General features: G+C 66.9%; 17 protein-coding genes. 3 read left to right on the top strand and 14 right to left on the bottom strand.

The features are described 5' to 3' along the window. Window positions 1–23 precede the first annotated feature (23 nt). From Q9R39_RS19690 to rplJ, 12 genes are all read right to left on the bottom strand, one after another. The gene (locus tag Q9R39_RS19690; protein WP_005199670.1) at window positions 24–1265 is read right to left on the bottom strand and encodes an MCE family protein; all 1242 of its coding nucleotides are present in this window, start codon (window positions 1263–1265) and stop codon (window positions 24–26) included. Further along, a complete protein-coding gene (locus Q9R39_RS19685; protein ID WP_005199669.1) occupies window positions 1262–2566 on the bottom strand; it encodes an MCE family protein in 1305 nt (434 codons plus the stop codon). Before Q9R39_RS19685 ends, Q9R39_RS19690 begins: the two co-directional genes overlap by 4 nt. Further along, window positions 2566–3915 carry an MCE family protein gene (locus Q9R39_RS19680; RefSeq protein ID WP_005199668.1) on the bottom strand — a complete coding sequence of 450 codons (1350 nt, stop codon included), beginning with the start codon at window positions 3913–3915 and terminating at the stop codon, window positions 2566–2568. The genes Q9R39_RS19685 and Q9R39_RS19680 overlap by 1 nt, the downstream gene beginning before the upstream one ends. Then, window positions 3915–5006, bottom strand: a complete 1092-nt coding sequence (locus Q9R39_RS19675) for an MCE family protein (protein WP_039880842.1) — start codon at window positions 5004–5006, stop codon at window positions 3915–3917. The genes Q9R39_RS19680 and Q9R39_RS19675 overlap by 1 nt, the downstream gene beginning before the upstream one ends. Window positions 5007–5011: 5 nt before the next feature. Next, a complete protein-coding gene (locus Q9R39_RS19670) occupies window positions 5012–6094 on the bottom strand; it encodes an MCE family protein (RefSeq protein WP_005199666.1) in 1083 nt (360 codons plus the stop codon). Beyond that, a complete protein-coding gene (locus Q9R39_RS19665; RefSeq protein ID WP_005199664.1) occupies window positions 6091–7428 on the bottom strand; it encodes an MCE family protein in 1338 nt (445 codons plus the stop codon). Before Q9R39_RS19665 ends, Q9R39_RS19670 begins: the two co-directional genes overlap by 4 nt. Window positions 7429–7430: 2 nt before the next feature. Further along, window positions 7431–8258 carry an ABC transporter permease gene (locus Q9R39_RS19660; protein ID WP_081598192.1) on the bottom strand — a complete coding sequence of 276 codons (828 nt, stop codon included), beginning with the start codon at window positions 8256–8258 and terminating at the stop codon, window positions 7431–7433. 56 nt (window positions 8259–8314) lie between these two features. Beyond that, a complete protein-coding gene (locus Q9R39_RS19655) occupies window positions 8315–9121 on the bottom strand; it encodes an ABC transporter permease (RefSeq protein WP_005199661.1) in 807 nt (268 codons plus the stop codon). Next, window positions 9118–10347: an ABC transporter ATP-binding protein gene (locus Q9R39_RS19650; protein ID WP_311278006.1), complete on the bottom strand. Its 1230-nt coding sequence runs from the start codon at window positions 10345–10347 to the stop codon at window positions 9118–9120. The genes Q9R39_RS19655 and Q9R39_RS19650 overlap by 4 nt, the downstream gene beginning before the upstream one ends. Before the next feature lie 359 nt (window positions 10348–10706). Next, on the bottom strand, window positions 10707–11663 hold the full coding sequence (locus tag Q9R39_RS19645) for a hypothetical protein (RefSeq protein WP_211538505.1): 957 nt from the start codon (window positions 11661–11663) through the stop codon (window positions 10707–10709). A gap of 307 nt (window positions 11664–11970) precedes the next feature. Further along, window positions 11971–12360: a 50S ribosomal protein L7/L12 gene (gene rplL, locus Q9R39_RS19640; RefSeq protein WP_004019500.1), complete on the bottom strand. Its 390-nt coding sequence runs from the start codon at window positions 12358–12360 to the stop codon at window positions 11971–11973. An 87-nt stretch (window positions 12361–12447) separates the two neighbouring features. Next, window positions 12448–12978, bottom strand: a complete 531-nt coding sequence (gene rplJ, locus Q9R39_RS19635; protein ID WP_004019499.1) for a 50S ribosomal protein L10 — start codon at window positions 12976–12978, stop codon at window positions 12448–12450. A 279-nt stretch (window positions 12979–13257) separates the two neighbouring features. Between rplJ and Q9R39_RS19630 the strand changes: the two genes are divergently transcribed. Next, a complete protein-coding gene (locus Q9R39_RS19630; RefSeq protein ID WP_311278005.1) occupies window positions 13258–14445 on the top strand; it encodes a glycoside hydrolase family 76 protein in 1188 nt (395 codons plus the stop codon). A gap of 214 nt (window positions 14446–14659) precedes the next feature. After that, entirely contained in the window at window positions 14660–16687 is a 2028-nt protein-coding gene (locus Q9R39_RS19625; RefSeq protein ID WP_078113053.1) for a CocE/NonD family hydrolase, read from the top strand. 6 nt (window positions 16688–16693) lie between these two features. Here the strand turns inward: Q9R39_RS19625 and Q9R39_RS19620 are convergent, their stop codons facing one another. After that, window positions 16694–17212 (bottom strand): TIGR04338 family metallohydrolase, encoded by a 519-nt coding sequence (locus Q9R39_RS19620; protein WP_078113079.1) that lies wholly within the window; start codon window positions 17210–17212, stop codon window positions 16694–16696. Between the two features lie 117 nt (window positions 17213–17329). On the opposite strand from Q9R39_RS19620, the gene Q9R39_RS19615 reads away from it, so the two are divergent. Continuing rightward, window positions 17330–18271 (top strand): YhjD/YihY/BrkB family envelope integrity protein, encoded by a 942-nt coding sequence (locus tag Q9R39_RS19615; protein WP_078113078.1) that lies wholly within the window; start codon window positions 17330–17332, stop codon window positions 18269–18271. On the opposite strand, the gene Q9R39_RS19610 is transcribed toward Q9R39_RS19615, so the two are convergent. After that, entirely contained in the window at window positions 18268–19098 is an 831-nt protein-coding gene (locus Q9R39_RS19610) for a DUF2786 domain-containing protein (protein ID WP_078113052.1), read from the bottom strand. The two genes, Q9R39_RS19615 and Q9R39_RS19610, sit on opposite strands and share 4 nt — an antisense overlap. Window positions 19099–19104 lie beyond the last annotated feature (6 nt).

Below are 19104 nucleotides of genomic sequence, written 5' to 3'. Positions count from 1 at the left end.
CGGGCTCGGCAGGCCGCGCGTCGTTACTTGGGCCGCACGCCGAGCAGCGCACTGAGCTGCATGGCGAGCGGGTTGAGGTTCAGCTTGTCCGGGTCCTTCTTCGGCGTGTTGTCCCACGGCTGCGGGTACGCCGGGTTGGCGTACTGCGCACGGTCGGCGCCGCGCACACCCGTCGGGTTCCCGAACGGCACCTTGCATCGGGCCTCGGTGTTGAACGGGAACTCGTCGTAGTGGACGTCGAAGTTCGGGTTCTTGCGCTTCATCTCCGCGATGATCTCCTGGGTCCCCTCGTAACCGCGGGTACACGAGGCCGGGTTGTTGGTCTCCAGGACGATACCGAAGTGGATCTGACCGTCACCGGGAGCCGGCGAGTGACTGCCCGCAGACAGTGCCGACAGCATCGCGAACGTCATCGACGTCGTGTAGGTGACCGGCTCGATCGTGCGCGCCACCTCGGCGAGATCCTTCACCACCTTGGAGATGTCGTTGCCGTTCTTCTGGATCAACTCGGAGATCTGCGTCGCCGACAAGGTGCCGGTGGTCAGCAGCCGGCGCAGATCCGGATCCGACGACGCCAGGGTCGCGGTGATCAGGTCGAGGTTGCGCGACCAGCTGAGGATTGCGTCGGACTGGTCGGCCTGTGTCGCCAGGACGACGTTCGAATCCTGGATCAGCCCGACCACCTCGCTCAGGTTGTCGACGCCGGCCCGCGAGAGCTTGCCGAGGGAATCGACGAGCCGGGTGAGGTTCTCCCCCTGGCCGTTGAATGCGTTACCCAGTTCGGTGATGACGGTGTGCAGGTCGTCGACCGGGATCGACGAGGTGAAGTCGACCGCGGACTTGACCACGTCCTCGAGCGGCTCGGGCAACCGCGATTCCCGGATGGTCGAGCCGTTCTCGAGATAGGGCCCCGACGCCGAGGTCGGCTGCAGGTCGACGTACTGCTCACCGATCGCCGAACGCGATGCCACCACGGCCACCGCCGACGCCGGGATCTTCGGTCCGCCCGAGTCGAGCTCGAGCTTGACGTCGACACCCTCCTGGGTGAGGTCGAGCGCACCGACCCGGCCGACCGGCACACCCAGGTAGGTGACCTCGGCGTTGGTGAAGATGCCGCCGGAGGCGGGCAGCTCGGCGGTGACGGTGTACATGCCGACGCCGACCAGCTTGTCCAGCCGTGCGTACTTCGCGCCGACGTAGGCCAGTGCGACGAGGCCGACGATGACGAAGGCGATCAGCTGGATCTTGACGAGCTTGCCGATCATCGTCCTGCTCCTGTCGGTGACTCAGGGGCCTGGGACTTGGGGGCCAGACCCATGGCCGCGAGCGGGCTGTCGAGAACCCCCTGGCCGGGCGCCGCCGGTACGGGCGCCGAGGCCGGGTAGGTGCCACCCGACGGTGGGGTGTTGGGTCCCGGCCGTGAGTTCGGGGCCGGCGGGAGCAGCGTGATCGTCGGCCAGCCGTACCGCGGCCCGTTGCCGTTGTAGTACGGGTTGCGCGGATTGACCGGCACCTTCACGCGGGCCGGCGGCGAGTACTTCGGTGTCCCCTGCCCGACGCCGAGGGCCTCGAGCTGGTTGAGGATGCGCAGGTCCAGCGTCATGAACAGATTGGCCGAGTCACCGTGGAAGGCCGGGAGGACCCAGTCCGGGAACGGGAGCGTCAGCATCAGCGGCGCCGCGGTGATCAGGTCCGGTGCGGCCTTGGTCAGCTCGCTCAGGATCGGCCGCAGCGCCTTGAGATCGTTGATCAGCGCCGTGCGGGACTTGCCCAGCACATCGGTACCGACCTGACCGAGCTGATCGAGCTTGGTCAGCAGGTCGACGAACTGCGGTCGCTGTTCCTCGAGCACCTCGATGCCCTCGGGGAGCTGCTTGAGGATGCGGTCGATCTGTGCGGTCTGCTTCTCGGTCCGTGCGGACAGATCCGCGAGACCGTCGATCGCGGCGACGATGTCGTCGCGCTGACGATTGAGCCCCGCGATGAGTTTCTCCGTCTGATCGATCAGGCTGCGCACCTCGTCGGTACGGCCGCCGAGCGTCTTGTTCAGCTCCGAGACGATCGGCTGCAGCTGGTTGATGCCACCGCCGGTCAGCAGCAACGCCAGGGCTCCGAGAACCTGCTCGATGTCGGTCGCGGTACGCGTGCGGTCCACCGGGATCGGCTCGGCGGGATTCTGCCGCGGCGCGTTCGCGCTGTTGTCCGGATCGCTCAGCGACACGAACTTCTCACCGAGAAGCGAGGTCTGTTGGACGCTGGCCTGCGCCTCGTCGGACAGGTCGACGTCGTTCTGGACCTCGACGGTGACCTGCGCGAACCAGGCGTCGTTCGGCACCTCGACCTTGGTGACGCGCCCGACGGGGATGCCGTCGCGTTTGACCATCGACTGCGGCACCAGGTCGAGCACGTCGTCGAACTGGATCTTGTATGTGCGCGGGCTGCTCCCGGTGTCGACGCCGCCGGGCAGCGGGATCGACTGGATGCCGCCGGACATACAGCCCGACACCATCACGGTCAGCGAGAGCGCGGCGCCGGCCAGGGTGGTCCGTACGGAGCGTCGGTTCATCAGTTGCCTCCCCGGGGTCGCGGGGCACTCGAGCTCGGTGACGGCTTCGTCGACGGGGTCTTCGTCGCCGACGGTGCAGGCGTGTTGATCTGCGGGTCGGGGTTGCCCGGAACCGTGCCCGGAACCGGTGCCTTCTGCAGCTTGTTGTTGCTCATGATGCCGAAGGGCAGCACCGGTAACACCGGCTCGAGCACCCCGTCGGTGATCTGCTTGCCGATGGCCTCACATTGGTTGATCAGCGGGCGCAGAGTGTTGCTGAACTGCGTGAACTGCGGGTTTCCCGGCATCAGCGCGCCCAGATCGAGCAGGCGGCACTGCGCGCCGATCAGGTCCTGCAGCTCCGGGATCGTCAGACGCAGGGCCAGCGTTCCCGACTCCGCGTCGTAGGCGTTGATCAGGTTGTTCATGGCCACCGGCAGGACCGTCAGGACCTCTTTGAGGTTGTTCTTCTCATCGAGCAGCGCTTGCGTGGTCGGCTGCAGGTCCTTGACCGTCTCCCCGATCTGCTCACGGTTGTCGGCCAGGAAGCCGGCCACATCCCCGAGCGCGATCGACAACTTGTTCAGCGCGGCTGCGAGTTGTTCGCGCTCACCCGCGAGGAACCTGTTGAACGACGCCATCTGGGTGTTGAACTGCCGCACCTGGGCGTCGTTCTCGCGCAGCGCGCCGACGAAGGTGTTGAGGCCCTTGACGGTGTCGAAGAGGTTGTTCCGCGAATCGCTCAGCGTCGTGGAGGCCTTCGACAGGTTCTCGATGGCCTTTCCGAGCTTCTCGCCGTTGCCGGCGAGGTTCTCGGCGCCCGTCGCGACGAGTTCACTCACCGCGCCCTGGCGTCCGGTGCCGTCGGTCTTGTTCGCGCCGTCGGGCCCGAGGGCGTCCGACAGTTCCTTGACGCTGGCGTAGAGCTCGTCGACCTCGACCGGGACCATGGTCTGGTCCTCGTTCAGGGTGATGTCGCGACCGGCCTTCGGGCCTCCCGAGTAGGCCGGGGTCAGTTGCACGAAACGGTCGGCGACGACCGATGGGATCATCTGCACGGCACGGACGTTCTCGGGCAGCGTGATGCCGCGGTCGACCGTCATGGTCACCTTCACCGTCTCACCCTGCGGCGTCACCGAATCGACCTTGCCCACGGCCACGCCGAGGATGCGGACGTCGGAACCGGAATAGATGCCGACCGAACGTTTGAACGTCGCGGTGATCTTGGTGGTCCCGATCGCGGAGAACACCCACCACAGGGCGCCCGCGACGACGAGCGCGAGAATCAGCCCGAGGATGAGCGCGACGATGTGCCGCGGGGTGAACCAGCGGCCGGGGCCGGAGATCTGTGTCAGGTCTGGTGCGGTCATCAGCCTGCCCCCGTTCCGCCGTTGTTTTCCATCGCCATCTTGTTCGGCGGCCGTGTGGTGTTCTGCTGCGGCAGCGCCGGCGGCAGTAGGTTCACCACGACCTGATCGAACCAACGGCCGTTGCCGAGGACGTTGGCGTACAGGCGGTAGAACGGCGCCATGTTCTTGATCGTGTCGCGGATGTTCTGGTTCTGACGCTGCAGCAGCTCGTTCACGCCCTTCAGCGCGTCGAGCGCCGGGCCGATCTGCTCCTCGTTGTCGCGCACGATGCCGGTAAGCGAGTCGCCGAGGCTCGTCGTGCTGGCCAGCAGAGCGGAGATGGACTGCTGCCGGTTGTTCAACTCGTCGAGCAGCTGGCCCGCGCCGCCGATCAGGCGCACGAACTCCTCGTTGCGATCGGCCAGGAGCTTCGAGGTGTCCTTGGTCGCGGCGAGGAGCTTCTGCACCTCCTGGTCGCGGCTGGCGATCGTGTTGGACAACCGCGCGAGACCGTCGAGCGCGGGTCCGGTGTTGCCGGCCGTACCGGAGAAGGCATCCGACAGCACGCGCATCGACTCGGCCAGCTGATCGTTGTCGAAGTCCTCGATCTGCTGCGCCGCACCCGAGAACGCCTCGATGACGTCGTAGGGCGAGACCGTGTCGGTGAGCGGAACGTCGGGGTCGGCCGGTTCACTGCCACGCGGGTTCAGTCCCAGGTACTTCTGCCCCAGGATCGTCTTGATCTGGATCGATGCCTGTGTCTGGTCGCCGATCCAGGTGTTCTCCACCTTGAAGCTGACGTCGACGCGGTCGCCGTTGAGCTTCACGCTCTCGACCTCGCCGACCTTGACGCCTGCCACGCGCACCTCATTACCCGCCCTGAGTCCGGCGGCCTCGGTGAACTGCGCGGTGTAGCGGGCGCCGGCGCCCAGCAGCGGAACCTCGGTCAGGTAGAAGGCACTGAGTCCGAGCATCAGGAGGATCAGGACACCGATGGCGCCGATGCTGACCGGGCTGCGTCGTCCGCCGAAGCGGCGATGCGGGTGCTGCGCCGGCTGCTTCGCGGCGTCGTCGTCGCCGTTGTCGTCGGCGCGGTTGTTCTCGTCTGCCATCGTGGTCACCCCCCTGGCTTCTCGTCAGCCCAGCAACGGGTGGCCGCACTGGTGTAGAGCACGTGATTGATGTCGGGCAGCGGCACCAGCGGCTGTGTCAGCAGCGTCGACTTGCCGTTGCCGGCGACGACGTCGATACCGCACAGATAGAACTGGAACCAGGAACCGAAGGTCGCGGCCCGGCCGACCTTGCGCAGCTTGACCGGGAGGTTGGTCAGCGTCTCCTCGATGTCCTCGTTGCGCTTGTTGATCTCGTCGGACAGCGACTTCAGTCCGGCGATGTCGCCCTGGATCGACGGGCGCGTCGCACCGAGGATGTTCGCGGTCACCGAGGTCAAATTCGACACGGAACTGATCGCCGATCCTACCGAACCGCGTTGCGCGGCAAGCCCGGTCACCAACTTCTCGGTGTTGTCGAGGAGGCTGGTGAACTGCTCGTCGTTGCGGTTGACCGTGTCGAGGACCTTGGTGAGGTTGCCGATCAGCTCACCGATCACCTTGTCCTTGTCGGCGATCGCGTTCGTCAGGTCCGCGGTGTCGCTGACCAGCCGCGTGATCGAGCCGCCCTGACCGTCGAAGACCGCGATGATCTCGGAGGTCAGCTTGTTGACGTCGTCGGCCGACAGCTGTTGGAACAGCGGCCGGAACCCGTTGAACAACTCGGTGAGGTTGACCGGCGGGTGGGTGGAGTCGTCGTCCTCGTCCAACCCGAACGTGTGACCCTGCGACACGGTCCGGGCCGGGTCGCCGGCGCCGCGTTCGAGCGCCAGATACCGCAGGCCGGTGAGGTTGCGATAGCGGATGTAGAGCTGGGTCCCGTCGGGCAACCGGTCGCGGTCGAGGTTGAACGAGACCATCGCCCGGTTGCGGTCGTAGACCTCGACTTTCTCCACCTGTCCCACTCGCACGCCGGCGATGCGGACGTCGTCGCCGGAGTTCAGCAGGGTGGCGTCGTCGAAGACGGCCTTGAACTTCGCGTCTCCGCCGCCGCCGGCGTTCGCGATGGTGATCGCGAGCAGGCTGGTCGTCACGACGGTGACGACCGCGAAGATGATCAGCTTGACCAGGGGCGCGATTATCGACCTCATTTGATCTCGACCTGCGCTCCCTGGAGGGAACCGCCGGCGATCATGGTCACCCAGGTCGGCACCGACTCCGGCGAACGGCCGCTCGTGGCGCCGTAGATGACCTGCAGCTGCTTGCGGTAGTCCGGATCGTCGAACGGGTTGGACCGGACCGATGCGGTACCGGCAGGCACGCCGCTGAACTGCGGCTGCGGCAGCTTCTGAACGTTGCGCGGACCGGCGTTGCGTGACGGCGGCTGGTAGCTGCCGTCGGCGAGACTGCCACCCGGATACTGCGGGAACGGGCGACCGTCGGTGGGGGGCTCGTAGCAGACGGCGGGTGGGTCGAGATCCATGAAGCGGGGTTCGTCCTGGTTCGGTAGATAGCGGCCACGAGGATTGATGAACTGCAGGTTCACCCGCACACCCGGGTTCTTGGTGCCCTCGCCCACGATTCTGCGTGACTCGGGGATCAGACCCACGAAGTTGCGGAACGTGCAGACGAAGGTCGGCGACTGCTTCGCGAGTCCGACGAGCAACTCTTCCGAGTCGACAGCGAGGTCGATCAGGTCGGTGCGGTTCTGGCGCAGCCAGCCGGTGAGGTCGTCGGATGCCACACCGAGGGTCGCGATGAGCGTCCGCAGATCTGCCTGCCGTTCGACGATGGTGTTCGACGTCGTCCGGAACGAGTCCAGCGCGTCGACGACGTCGGGCAGCGCCTGCGAGTAGGTCTGCGAGAAGGTCGCCAGGCCCTCGAGGGTGCCCTCGAGGTCGGGCAGGTTCTTGTTGACCTCGACGAAGATCTGGTCGAGCTCTTCGAGCGTCGTGCCGAGCTGCTCACCGCGGCCCGACAACGCCTTCGACAGCGCGGTCAGCGTGGCGTTGAGATCCTGCGGCGGGATGGCGTCGAGGACCGGAAGCAGCTTGTCGAACAACTCCTGGACCTCGAGTGCGTTGCCGCTGCGATCGGTCTCGATGGTCGCGCCGTTGGTCAGCGTCGGTCCGGTGTTGTCCTCGGGGACCTGCAGCGCCACGTACCGCTCGCCGAAGAGCGTCTTCGGCAGGATCCGCGCGGTGGTCTTGTCCGACAGTTCCTTCGCCTTGTTCGGGTCGAGGCCGAGGATGACCTCGACCGACCCGTCGGGCGCCGGCTTCACCTCACGGACCTCGCCGACGACCATGCCGCGCGCCTTCACGTCGGCGTTCGCGGGCAGCGCGTTGCCGGTGGAGTCGGTCATCAGGGTGACGTCGGTGAAGTCCTGGAACGTCTTGTTGAACTTGGTGATGGTCGCGGTGAGGAACAGTGCGACCACGAGAAAGAAGACCAGGCCGAGCAGCCTTCTACGCAGGACCGACACCGCTAACCTCCCACTCTGACCGTCGTCGTGGTGCCCCAGATCGCGAGTCCCAGGAAGAAGTCGAGGATCGCGATGAGGACCAGTGCCGAGCGGACCGCGTGACCGACGGCCACGCCCACACCTGCGGGTCCACCCGATGCGTAGTAGCCGTAGTAGCAGTGCACCAGGATGATCACGAAGGCGAAGACCAGCACCTTGCCGAACGACCAGAGCACGTCGGCCGGCGGCAGGAACAGGTTGAAGTAGTGGTCGTAGGAACCGCCTGACTGTCCATTGAAGACCGTCGTGACCACCCGAGACGCCAGGTACGCCGACAGCAGACCGAGCACGTACAGCGGGATGACCGCGATGAACCCGGCGATCACGCGCGTCGACACGAGGAACGGGATCGACGGCACGGCCATCGTCTCGAGGGCGTCGATCTCCTCCGAGATGCGCATGGCGCCGAGCTGGGCGGTGAAGCCACAGCCGACGGTCGCGGACAGGGCGAGGCCCGCCACCAGAGGCGCCACCTCACGGGTGTTGACATAGGCCGACAGGAAGCCGGTCAGTGCCTGCGACCCGATCTGGTCGAGTGCCGCATAACCCTGAAGGCCGACGACGACGCCGGTGAAGCCCGACATCAGCACCATCACGCCGATGGTGCCGCCGATCACCGCGAGTCCGCCCGAGCCGAAGGCAACTTCGGCGAGTAGGCGCAGGACCTCACGGGTGTAGTGCACCAGCGTCTTCGGCATCCACGCGAGCGTGCGGCCGTAGAACGACATCTGCTCACCGGCGCCGTCGAGCACCTTGAGTGGTCTGCCCAGCTGTTTGCGGGCCTCGTACATGTAGTACTCGGGCCTGCTCTTGGCGATCGTCACGCCGCCGCCACCATCGGTCACGACTAGCTCCCCTTCGGTGGGACGATCTGCAGGTAGACCGCAGTGATGATCAGATTGGCGAGAAACAGCAGAAGGAATGTGATGACGACGCTCTGGTTGACGGCGTCACCCACACCCTTCGGGCCGCCCTTGGGATTGAGGCCCTTGTAGGCGGCGACGACGCCGGCGAGGACACCGAAGACCGCGGCCTTCAGCGTCGACACCCAGAGGTCGGGCAGCTGGGCGAGGGCACCGAACGACGCCAGGTAGGCGCCCGGGGTGCCGCCCTGCATCACCACGTTGAAGAAGTAGCCACCACCGATGCCGATGACGGCGACCAGACCGTTGAGCAGTATCGCGACCAGGACCATGGCCAGCACACGCGGGACCACGAGTCGCTGGATGGGGTTGATGCCCAACACTTCCATCGCGTCGATCTCCTCGCGGATGGTGCGCGACCCGAGGTCGGCGGCGACGGCCGACCCGGCCGCACCCGCGATCAGCAACGACGTCACCAGCGGTGAACCCTGCTGGATGACGACGAGCACGCTGGCCGCGCCGGTGTAGGACTCCGCACCGAGCTGCTTGATGAGCGAACCCGTCTGCAAGGAGACGATCGCGCCGAACGGAATCGCGATCAGGGCGGTGGGCAGGATCGTCACACTGGCGATGAACCACGCCTGCTGGATGAACTCCCGCCACTGAAACGGGCGCACAAAGGTCTGGCGTGCAACATCGACGAAGAGCTGAACGATATTGCCGGTCTGGGCTAGGGCGCCCGTTCCGGCCTGCGCGATTCGGTCGACGCCACGCGTGGTGGCATTGGTCATCCCTGGATCGTCCGCCCTTCGTTTGCGTCTGAAGCACGATGACTGGGCTTGGTCAGTGCGTCGCCGCCACCGGGCGTCTGCCACTGCTCTGTCGGCGCATCGCTGCCGCCGTAGTCGATCACGTCGGTCTTGGCGTCGGCGACGGCCAGGTTCCCCGAGGAAGCGCTCGTCCACTCGTTGTCCCCGCTGTGGCGTCCGTTCGCCACATCCTCGGCGTGGGCGCGGCTCTCCTCGCGGATCTGGTCTTCCTGCTCCTGGCTGCGGCGGATCGCCTCCTGGGCGTTCTGGGGCAGGTCGGGCAGCATCGCGTGCACACGCTCGCGGTGCCGGGCGATCGCCTTGCGTTCGGGCATACCGGGATTGGGCTGCACCTGCGGGATGATCTCGGTGAAGTCCTCCTTGGTACCACCACCGGAGATACCCGCAGCCGCCATCGCCGCCTCCTGTGCGACGAGGGCCTCGTCCTTTTCCTCGGACATACCGATCGGACCGAACCGGTCACCGGAGAGGAACTGCTTGACCACCGGCTGCTCCGAGGTCAACAACTGCTCCCGCGGACCGAACATCACCAGTTCCTTACGGAACAACATGCCGATGTTGTCCGGGATCGTCCGCGCGATGTTGATGTTGTGCGTCACGATCAGGATCGTGGCATCGATCTGGGCGTTGATGTCGATCAGCAACTGCGAGATGTAGGCGGTACGCACCGGATCCAGACCCGAGTCCGGCTCATCACACAGGATGATCTGCGGGTCGAGGACCAGCGCGCGCGCCAGCCCGGCACGCTTGCGCATACCGCCGGAGATCTCACCGGGAAGCTTGTCCTCGGCACCGGTCAGACCGACCAGGTCGATCTTCTCCATCACGATGTCGCGGACCTCGTTCTCCTTCTTCTTCGTGTGCTCACGAAGCGGGAACGCGATGTTGTCGAACAGGCTCATCGACCCGAACAGCGCACCGTCCTGGAACAACACACCGAACAGCTTGCGGATCTCGTAGAGCTCCTTGGCCGAACACTGCGTGATGTCGGTCCCGTCGATGATCACCGACCCCTGCTCCGGATGCAGCAGACCGATCAGGGTCTTCAAAAAGACCGACTTACCGGTACCCGACGGCCCCAGCAGCGCCGAGACCTCCCCCTCCGGCAGGGTCAGAGTGACATCACGCCAGATGTTCTGCGAACCGAACGACTTGGTGAGTCCTTCGACGCTGACCTCAACACCCACAACTTCCTCCAGACGATCGCTGCCCCCGAGGCGGCCACGGTGTGACCGCGCACCAACCGGCGGCATTTGTGGTTGGGGTCACTCTAACCGACCCGTCCCCGCCCACAACGCCGCCGCGTGGTTCTCGGTGATGGCTGCGGGAAACCTACCGCCCGGTAACTCTCGCCGCGACGATGACAATATCCGATGGTTCGCGGTGAGGGAAGTCGGGCCGGCCCCTCGATGTGACGGCCACCGCAGACCTGGGCTCCACCTGTGGAACACGATCCGACGCCCAATGACCACCCTCGAAGTCGATGGGCGGTGGCGTCGGAATGATGTCGATCCGGCGGTCTCCGGCGTTAGCGCGGAGGTGCGGCTCAGGCAGCTGTGTGACCGAATTTCGCCAGCCACGGCCGCAAGAGGCCGACGAGCTCGCCGGATTCCAGCGTCGCCCACGTCCAACGGATCACGACGATCCCTTGGGCGCGGAGGGCGTCCTCGCGCCGCTTCTCTCGGATCAACACATCCCGAGGGGATTCGCCCGGACCCACGAGTCCGTACTTCTGGAGACCGTCGAACTCGCCGATGATTCGTCCATCCCAGTCGAAGTCGGCCCGCGCCTCGCCGTGCGGCGTCTGGAACGTGTGCTGCAGGCGCGGCGTCGGCAGTCCGGCCAGAACCATCTGCGCTCGGCTCCACGACTCACCGACACTCTCGGCGCGCGCGTCGGCAACATCCAGCGCCTGACGTGCGACACCGACGTTGCGCCAGCCTGCGCGGCTGTCGACCATCGTGGACATCAGCCCGGGATCCGCCCCCATGCGCAGCGCCTGGTCGAAGACGACGAGCGCTTGAGCGAAGTCGCCGGACATGGCGATGTCCACCGCGGTGCGTTCGGCGCGGGTGACCAGGACACCTTCGACGACCACCGTCTCATCTCTGCCCAGTGGGCCGTTGTGGACGTGGCGGTGCCCACGGACGAACCCGCCGCTCGAACTCGACGGCTTGGTGAGGTGGACCGTCTCACGCTGAGGATGCAGTGTCGCGAGGCCGAGAAGAGCGGCAGCGGACTGATGGCTGAGGGTCGCGACACCGCGGTCTCGCGCGGAGGTGGCGACGGCGATCGACCGCTTCCGATAGAGCCTGTCGGCGCCGTCGGGGCCGTCGAACTCCGCCGACGCGGCGATCCACACGCCCGGCGCGAGACGGACGAGTGCTCCCCGTGCGACTGCAGTGGTGACCACGCCATCGCCGATACCCGCCCGGAGTGTCGCCTCTCGACGGATCAGCCCGTGGCGGTCGGTGGGAAAACTGTCAGCAGGGAACCAGGCCATGCGTCTTGGACGCACACGACCCCGTCTCGGTTGCATCCCATTCCGGATTTCTCCCTGCGCACCGTGCGCCGAGCCCCCGGATCGAAGTCGCATGCGATGTCAGTCCGTCGGTGCGACTTCGATCGAGGTCGCACCGACGGATCGATGTCGCGTGCGACTTCAATCCGGGGAGACCGCCGGCCGAAGCCGCAGCAGGCCGACGAGTTCGCCGCGGACCGAGGGCGAGGGGGCGCAGACAGCAGACAGCAACGAGCCCGGGACAGCGATGCTGTCCCGGGCTCGTGAAACGCTTGCGCGTGAGTCGGTCTTACTTGACCGAAACCTTGGCGCCGGCCTCTTCGAGCTTGGCCTTGGCAGCCTCGGCGGCCTCCTTGTCGACCTTCTCCAGCAGAGCCTTCGGAGCGCTCTCGACGAGGTCCTTGGCTTCCTTCAGGCCCAGGCCCGAGACGACCTCGCGGACGACCTTGATGACCTGGATCTTCTTGTCGCCGGCACCCTCGAGGATGACGTCGAACTCGTCCTGCTCGGCAGCGGCCTCGGCGCCACCGGCAGCCGGGGCACCGGCAGCGGCGACGGCGACCGGAGCCGCAGCGGTGACCTCGAAGACCTCTTCGAACTTCTTCACGAAATCGCTGAGCTCCAGCAGGGTCAGTTCCTTGAACTGATCGATGAGCTCGTCAGCGGTGAGCTTCGCCATGGTTGGCGTCCTTCCTGTCAGTCCCCGTACGGGGCTTTGGTGTTCATCCCCGTACGGTTCGGGGATTGGTGTGGTGCGGCGGACGACCTATTCGGTCTCGCCGGCTTCGTTCTTCTTCTCCTGCAGGGCCGCGGCCAGGCGCGCCACCTGCGAAGCCGGCTGGTTGAACAGACCGGCGGCCTTAGCCAAGTTGCCCTTCATGGCACCGGCGAGCTTGGCCAGCAAGACCTCACGGGTCTCAAGGTCGGCGATCTGCTCGATCTCGGCAATGGACAGCGCGCGGCCGTCCATGTACCCGCCCTTGATGACCAGCGCCTTGTTGTCCTTGGCGAACGTCTTGATCGCCTTCGCGGCCACGACCGGCTCACCTTCGATGAAGGCGATGGCGGTCGGACCGGTGAACAGCTCGTCGAGCCCTTCCACGCCCGCCTCAGCAGCGGCACGCTTCACCAGGGTGTTCTTGGCGACGGAGTAGGTTGCACCCTCACCGAGGGAACGTCGCAACGTGCTGATCTGGGTGACGGACAGGCCACGGTATTCCGTGACAACCGTCGCCGTGGAGCTCTTGAACTGCTCCGCGATCTCCGCAACTGCGGCGACCTTTTCGGACTTGGCCATACTTCGCCTCCTCTCCTCGTCACTATGAGTTGGTCGAGTCCAACGAAAGAGCGACGGGCATCGGGAGGCGATCGAGGGCGGAGATGACAAACGCCCCGGCACACAGGCACGGGGCGTGAACGCACACACTGTTCGTGTGGAGCGACATTCCTCGTTCATCCTGCGTGGGCCGGCGACCTCGTCGCGCCTTCGTCCGGGAAATCCCGACGACCAACGGTCTCTGGTTGAACCGATACGACGCACGGGTGTGCATCACATCGACGACTAGGCTACGCGGACGTGGACGAACAATCCAAATCGTCGGACCTGCGGGACCCCAACGCCCGCGCACAGGCCGCCGCGGACGCCATCTACGACCGTCACCTGCAGCGGGCCTTCTGGCTGCCGGGGACACGTGCCGGAGCCGTCGCCTGGCCCATCGGGCGCGTGCAGGCCCAGTTCGGATCCTGGCATTACTGGTGGCAGGCACACCTCGTCGACCTGCTCGTCGACGCCGCGATCCACCGCGTCGGGTCGGACCGCTCCTTCGACCCCGACGTCGCCGACGACGCCAACCGGCTGATGCGCGGCATCCGGGTCCGCAACGGCGGCCGCTGGACCAACAACTATTACGACGACATGGCGTGGCTGGGACTGGCCATCGAACGCGCCGACCGGCACCTGCACCTCGACCATGCGAGCGGACTCCGTGTCCTCGCCGCGCAGATGCTCGACGCCTGGGTGCCGGCGGACGGCGGCGGCATCCCCTGGCGCAAGGCCGATCAGTTCTTCAACGCACCGGCCAACGGCCCGGCCGCGATCCTGCTGGCACGCACGGGTCACGTCGAACGCGCCGTGGCGATGTGCGACTGGATGGACGCCAACCTCGTCGATCCCGACACCCATCTGGTCATCGACGGTCTCAAGAAGCTGCCCGACGGTTCGCTGAAGCCCGAGACCGGCACCTATACCTACTGTCAGGGCGTCGTGCTCGGCGCCGAACTGGAGGCATTGCGCGTCACCGGAGACCACCGGCATCTCGACCGGTTGACCCGCCTCCTCGGCGCCGTCGAACGCCACTCCTGCACCGACGGCGTGATCAACGGCGGGGGTGGCGGCGACGGCGGCCTCTTCCACGGCGTACTGGCCCGCTACCTCGCACTCATCGCCACCGATCTTCCCGAGGTCGACGGTTCGGATGAACTCCGTACGCGCGCAGCCCGGATCGTGACCCGGAGCGCCGACGCCGCGTGGGCTCATCGCACCGAGGTCGCCGGACGGGTGATCTTCTCGAGCGACTGGCGACGATCCGCCGTGATCCCGACCGACGCCGGCACGAAAGCCCAGTTCGTGGCGGGCGCCGTCAATCCGTCCGAGGTTCCGGAGCGGGATCTGTCGGTGCAGTTGTCGGCGTGGATGGTGCTCGAGGCGGCCGCCGCCGTGGACCTGGGTTTACCTGAATGTGACCAGGAACACACGCGGCCATGACCAAAAGACGCCACCTCGTTAGCCATCCGATACCGCCGCTGAGTTATCCTTCAGCAACTACGTGAAGTGACCTGGACCACACTGTGATCCGCAGCCAGCGGACGGGCCGGGAAGCAAGCGACCGACACAACGGGGTGTCGGTGTCCACCCGGCCGTCTCGATCCGTGCAACAACTCGCGGGTGCGACACCTCATCCCAGGCAGGGTGATGCACCATGACGTACCAGCTGGATCCCACACAGCCGCGCGCCCGCGTCGCTCCGTCGACGCGAACCCGCACCACTGGTGCGCCGCATTTCGGCACGCTCCCCCTCGGCGATCCCACCGGCGGCGCCGACGGTCTCCGCTGGCGCGAGCAGGTCGACGGCAAGCAGCTCTACCCGCGCGTCGTCATCGACCGGAACGTCTCCATCACCATGAGCGACGGCGTGGTCCTGCGCGCCACGGTCATCCGGCCCGCCAACCGGTTCGGGCAGACGATCCTCACGCCCTATCCCGCGGTCATCAACATCAACCCGTACAACCGCGCGGCCATCGACTTCATCGACCAGACCCTCCACGCCCCTGTCCTCGGCAAGGCACTGCACACCGCATCCCGGTCGATGGACGCGACGGGCACGGCCCTCGAGGGACTCACGACGCTGACACAGACCCTGTCGGGCGGGGTCTTCGACGTCTTCGGCATCAATCGCAACCTGGTACGCAGCGGGTACGTGCAGGTCGTCGTCGACGTCCGCGGAACCGGCGCGAGCCTGGGTAAATGGCAGATCCTCGGTCCTCGCGAGCAGCAGGACTCGGTGGAGGTCATCGACTGGGTGACCGAGCAGGAGTGGTGCGACGGGACCGTCGGGATGGCCGGCTGGTCGTACTCGGCGATCAACTCGCTGCAGGCCGCGGACAAGCGGCCGCCACAGCTGAAAGCCGTGTTCGCCGTGGAGGGTTGCGACGACCTGGTGCGCGACATCTACATCACCGGCGGCATGCCGTCGGCCTTCATCCCGGTGTGGTTGTCCGCGGTCAACATGCTCAAGTGGGTTCCCAACCCCGCCAACGTGATCCGCGACCTCGTGCGCGGTGACGCGGTGCGCTGGGCGATCGATCGGGTGAAGTCCCCGGCCACCGAGATCCCCTCGCTGCTGTGGGGATTCCTCACCGCACGCGATCCCCGCATCTTCGACGACCCGTACTTCGACGACCGCGACCCGATCGTCGACCGCATCGAAGCTCCCACCTTCACCGTCGGTGCCTGGCATGATCTGTTCGGCCGCAGCGCAACCGGGGTGTACGAACGCCTGCAGATGGAGCCGGGCCGCAAGCAGATGATCGTCGGCGACGGCTATCACCTCGACGTGGGGTCGGGATACGGCGGCAAGTTCGCTCCACCGCGCCTGGACGTCCTCGAACGCGCGTGGTTCGACCGCTGGCTCAAGGGGCACCGCAACGGGATCGAGTACTACGGGCCGGTCACCATGCTGCAGCAGGGCGGGGCGTGGACCGCGGGCCAGAGCTTCCCCCGTCCCGGGGTGGCCCCGACGCGGCTCTACCTGACTGCCGAATCGTCGTCGACCGCCGACCATTGCGTCCATGACGGTTCGCTGAGCACCACTCCCGCACAGGGTGTTTCGTCCCTACACGTCCGGCCCGACACCCGGGGGCTCCGGTCCCGGGACATGACCCAGGTGACCGCGGGAGCGACGCTGGCCCTCGGCGCGGACTTCGCCCGGGACGCGCGATACCAGGAGCGGGGCGCGTTGTCGTTCACCACGGAGCCGGTCGGAGAGGCCACCCCGATCAGCGGTGCGATGAACCTGCGCCTCAACGTCGCCACCACGGCACACGAGGCCGTCTGGGCGGTGACCGTGAACGACGTCGCACCCGACGGTACGTCGGTGGTGCTGACCAACGGCGCGCTGTCGGCGTCGAATCGCGCACTGGACCAATCGAAGTCGACGTACGCCGACGACGGCAGCCTGCTCTCGGCGCACCACTATCTGTCCCGCAAGCGCAAGCTGCCGGTGCCCGCCGACGAACCGATCCGCCTCGACGTCGATCTCGTCCCCACCGACGCGGTCCTGCAGCCGGGCCATCGGCTCCGGGTCGACGTCTACGCCGCGAGCCTGCCGCGCTACCTGACGCTCGTGCCCGACCTCATCAAGGCACGCGGACGACGACACCAGCGTCTGGTCCTCGACCCCGACCACCCGAGCCACCTGACGCTGCTGGCCGGCGACGGGCTGCGCTGAGGTCGTTCACCCCACCCCGGAATCCGACAGCACGACGCGATAGACGAACGCGGCTTCGGGCCCCAGTACGAGCCCGACGAGTTCGATGAGCGTCAGCACGAATCCGCGCCCGTGAGCCGGGCCGGTCGTGCCGTCGAGGTGATGGGCGAGCTCGTGCAGCACCACCAGTTCACGCAGCGCCCAGCGTCCGTCGGCCGCGGACGGGATGGCGATCTCGGCGGCAACCGGCACACCGTTGGATCTGCGAACCCGCGCCGCGTAGTGTGCGGACCGCTGGCCGCGCCGTTCGCGGACCGATACCGGGTGCGACGCGCGCTCGAAACTCGACCGCACGCCCGGCAGCGCGAGCACGCGGCCCACGTAGTCGTCGACGGCGTCGATCGAGGCGAAGCGCGCCTCCGCGGGGAGGGTGACCTCGGTGCCGGCGAGTTGCACCGTCCGTGACGACGACACGTTGTCGAACAGGCGATGCACGAGGTGCTCGGCCTCATAGAATCGTGCGCGCCCGGTGTCCCGTTCACTCACGGCATCGCCGATGATGAGAGACCCGGCGCCGGGAGCGAAGCGAGCGGGCCGAGGAGCCACGGCGCCGGGAGCGAAGCGAGCGGGCCGAAGCTCACCCCGGAGCCGATGGGAGACTTCATGCGCCGTCCCGACCTCGATGCCGTACGCGAGCGCGTGATGCGGCTGCCCGGCGCCTCCCTGATGCTCCGCATCGTCATCGACATGGCTCGGGGCAATCTCACGGACCGGTCGATGACCCTGGCCGCGCAGGCCTTCACTTCGATCCTCCCGGTCGTGATCCTGGTGCTCACCCTGCCGGGCGCCAGCGTCGTCGACGACGCACTGACCCAGCTCGGTATCCCCGTCAGCAGTCTCGACACGCCCACGATCGACGACCCGACCTCGGCGACGACCTTCGGCATCGTCGGTGCGCTGATGACCATCGCCGGCGCCACCTCCCTGTCCCGTGCTCTCGGCCGAATGTATGTGTCGATCTGGGACGTCGCCAAACTGCCGTGGAGCAGCTTCTGGCGATGGGTCGTCGTCGTCTTCCTCATCCCCGCCGCGGTCACCGTGCAGGGTCTGTCCACCGGAGTGGAGGCCACCTCGCTGTTCGGCATGCACATCGGTGATCGGGGCGTCCTGGGAATCGGGCTCATCGTCGCCGTGACCCTGTTGATCTGGTCGGTCACCTTCACCGCGATCCCGCGGCTCCTGGTGTCGTCGCAGGTACCGATGAAGCTGCTCGTCCTCAACGGCCTCGGTACCGGCATCCTCATCACCGCCCTGCTCGCCGGCAGCCGCGTCGCACTGCCGACGCTCGCGGCGGGCACCATCCGCAGTTACGGCACCCTCGGTGTCGTCTTCGTCGCGATCAGCTGGCTGTTCGTGTTCGCACTCATCCTCGTCGTCACCGCCATCGTCGTGCACGCCGTGGCAACGGACGAGGGTCGTCTGGGCCGGTGGGTGCGGCGGTGGGCCGGCACACCGACACCGTTCGTCCCGCACCCGTCTGCATCCTGGTACGACCGGCCTCCCGGGAGTCCGGTGGACGCCCCGCCCACGCGCGTGGAGCCCTAACCCTCCAAAGCGCCACGCGCACCGTCGAACTCGCGGTCGGCACCGATCTTCGCGCGACGTCCCGCGCGGTCGCCGGCGCGGCGTGCGGCCTCCGAGTAGCCGGCCGAGGCGCTCGACGGACGCCACGTCCCGCGGGCGCTCGACTCGGTCCGGTAGAAGTCGGTGACCTCGATCTCCTTGTTGCGCAACGCGACCGCCGTCGAGCGCGTGGTCTCCCCGGAGTCGCGTTCGGCGGCCAGGGCCTCCGCACGCGCCGCGTCGCGGGCCTCGGCGAGACGCTTGCCGATGCGTTCGGCGAACGCCGACTGGAAGTTGAGCCGCGCCGTGATCGGCGACAACGGCTTCTCCTCGATCACCCGCCGGGCACGCCACCCGTTCCCGCGGGTGACGACCCGCGCGAACGTCTCGCCCTTGTAGGCACCCGACCGCAGGTAGGCGTCGCTGGCCGCGACCATCTGCACGATCAGCGACGTGTAGAGGGCCTCGCAGGCGTCGATGTCGGCTTCGTACCCGTAGGCGAGTACGAAGGTCGAGTTGCTCGCCACGTCGACGGTCACGTCGTTGGCGGCGGTGATGGCAACGAAGAGCTGCACATAGGTCCGCAGTCCGCGTTTGCCGGGCTCGCCGATCGCGATCTGTCGACTGATCGGGGTGACCTTCTTGCGCGCCGCGGGGTCGTGGGCCCGCGCCACCGCCAGATCGATCGACGACGCCGTCGCGAGCCGCTGGGCGGCCTGCATGAAGGTCTCGGCCTCGTGCTCGTTGTCGGTGTTCTCCGCTTGACGGAGAAGGGCGGAGATCCGAGTGAGCAGCTTGTCGTCGCGCATGTAACT

Origin of the sequence: Gordonia sp. AC31 (genome assembly GCF_031844505.1) — a bacterium.
GTDB lineage: Bacteria > Actinomycetota > Actinomycetes > Mycobacteriales > Mycobacteriaceae > Gordonia > Gordonia hongkongensis.
This window is presented reverse-complemented; position numbering and strand designations above follow the sequence as displayed.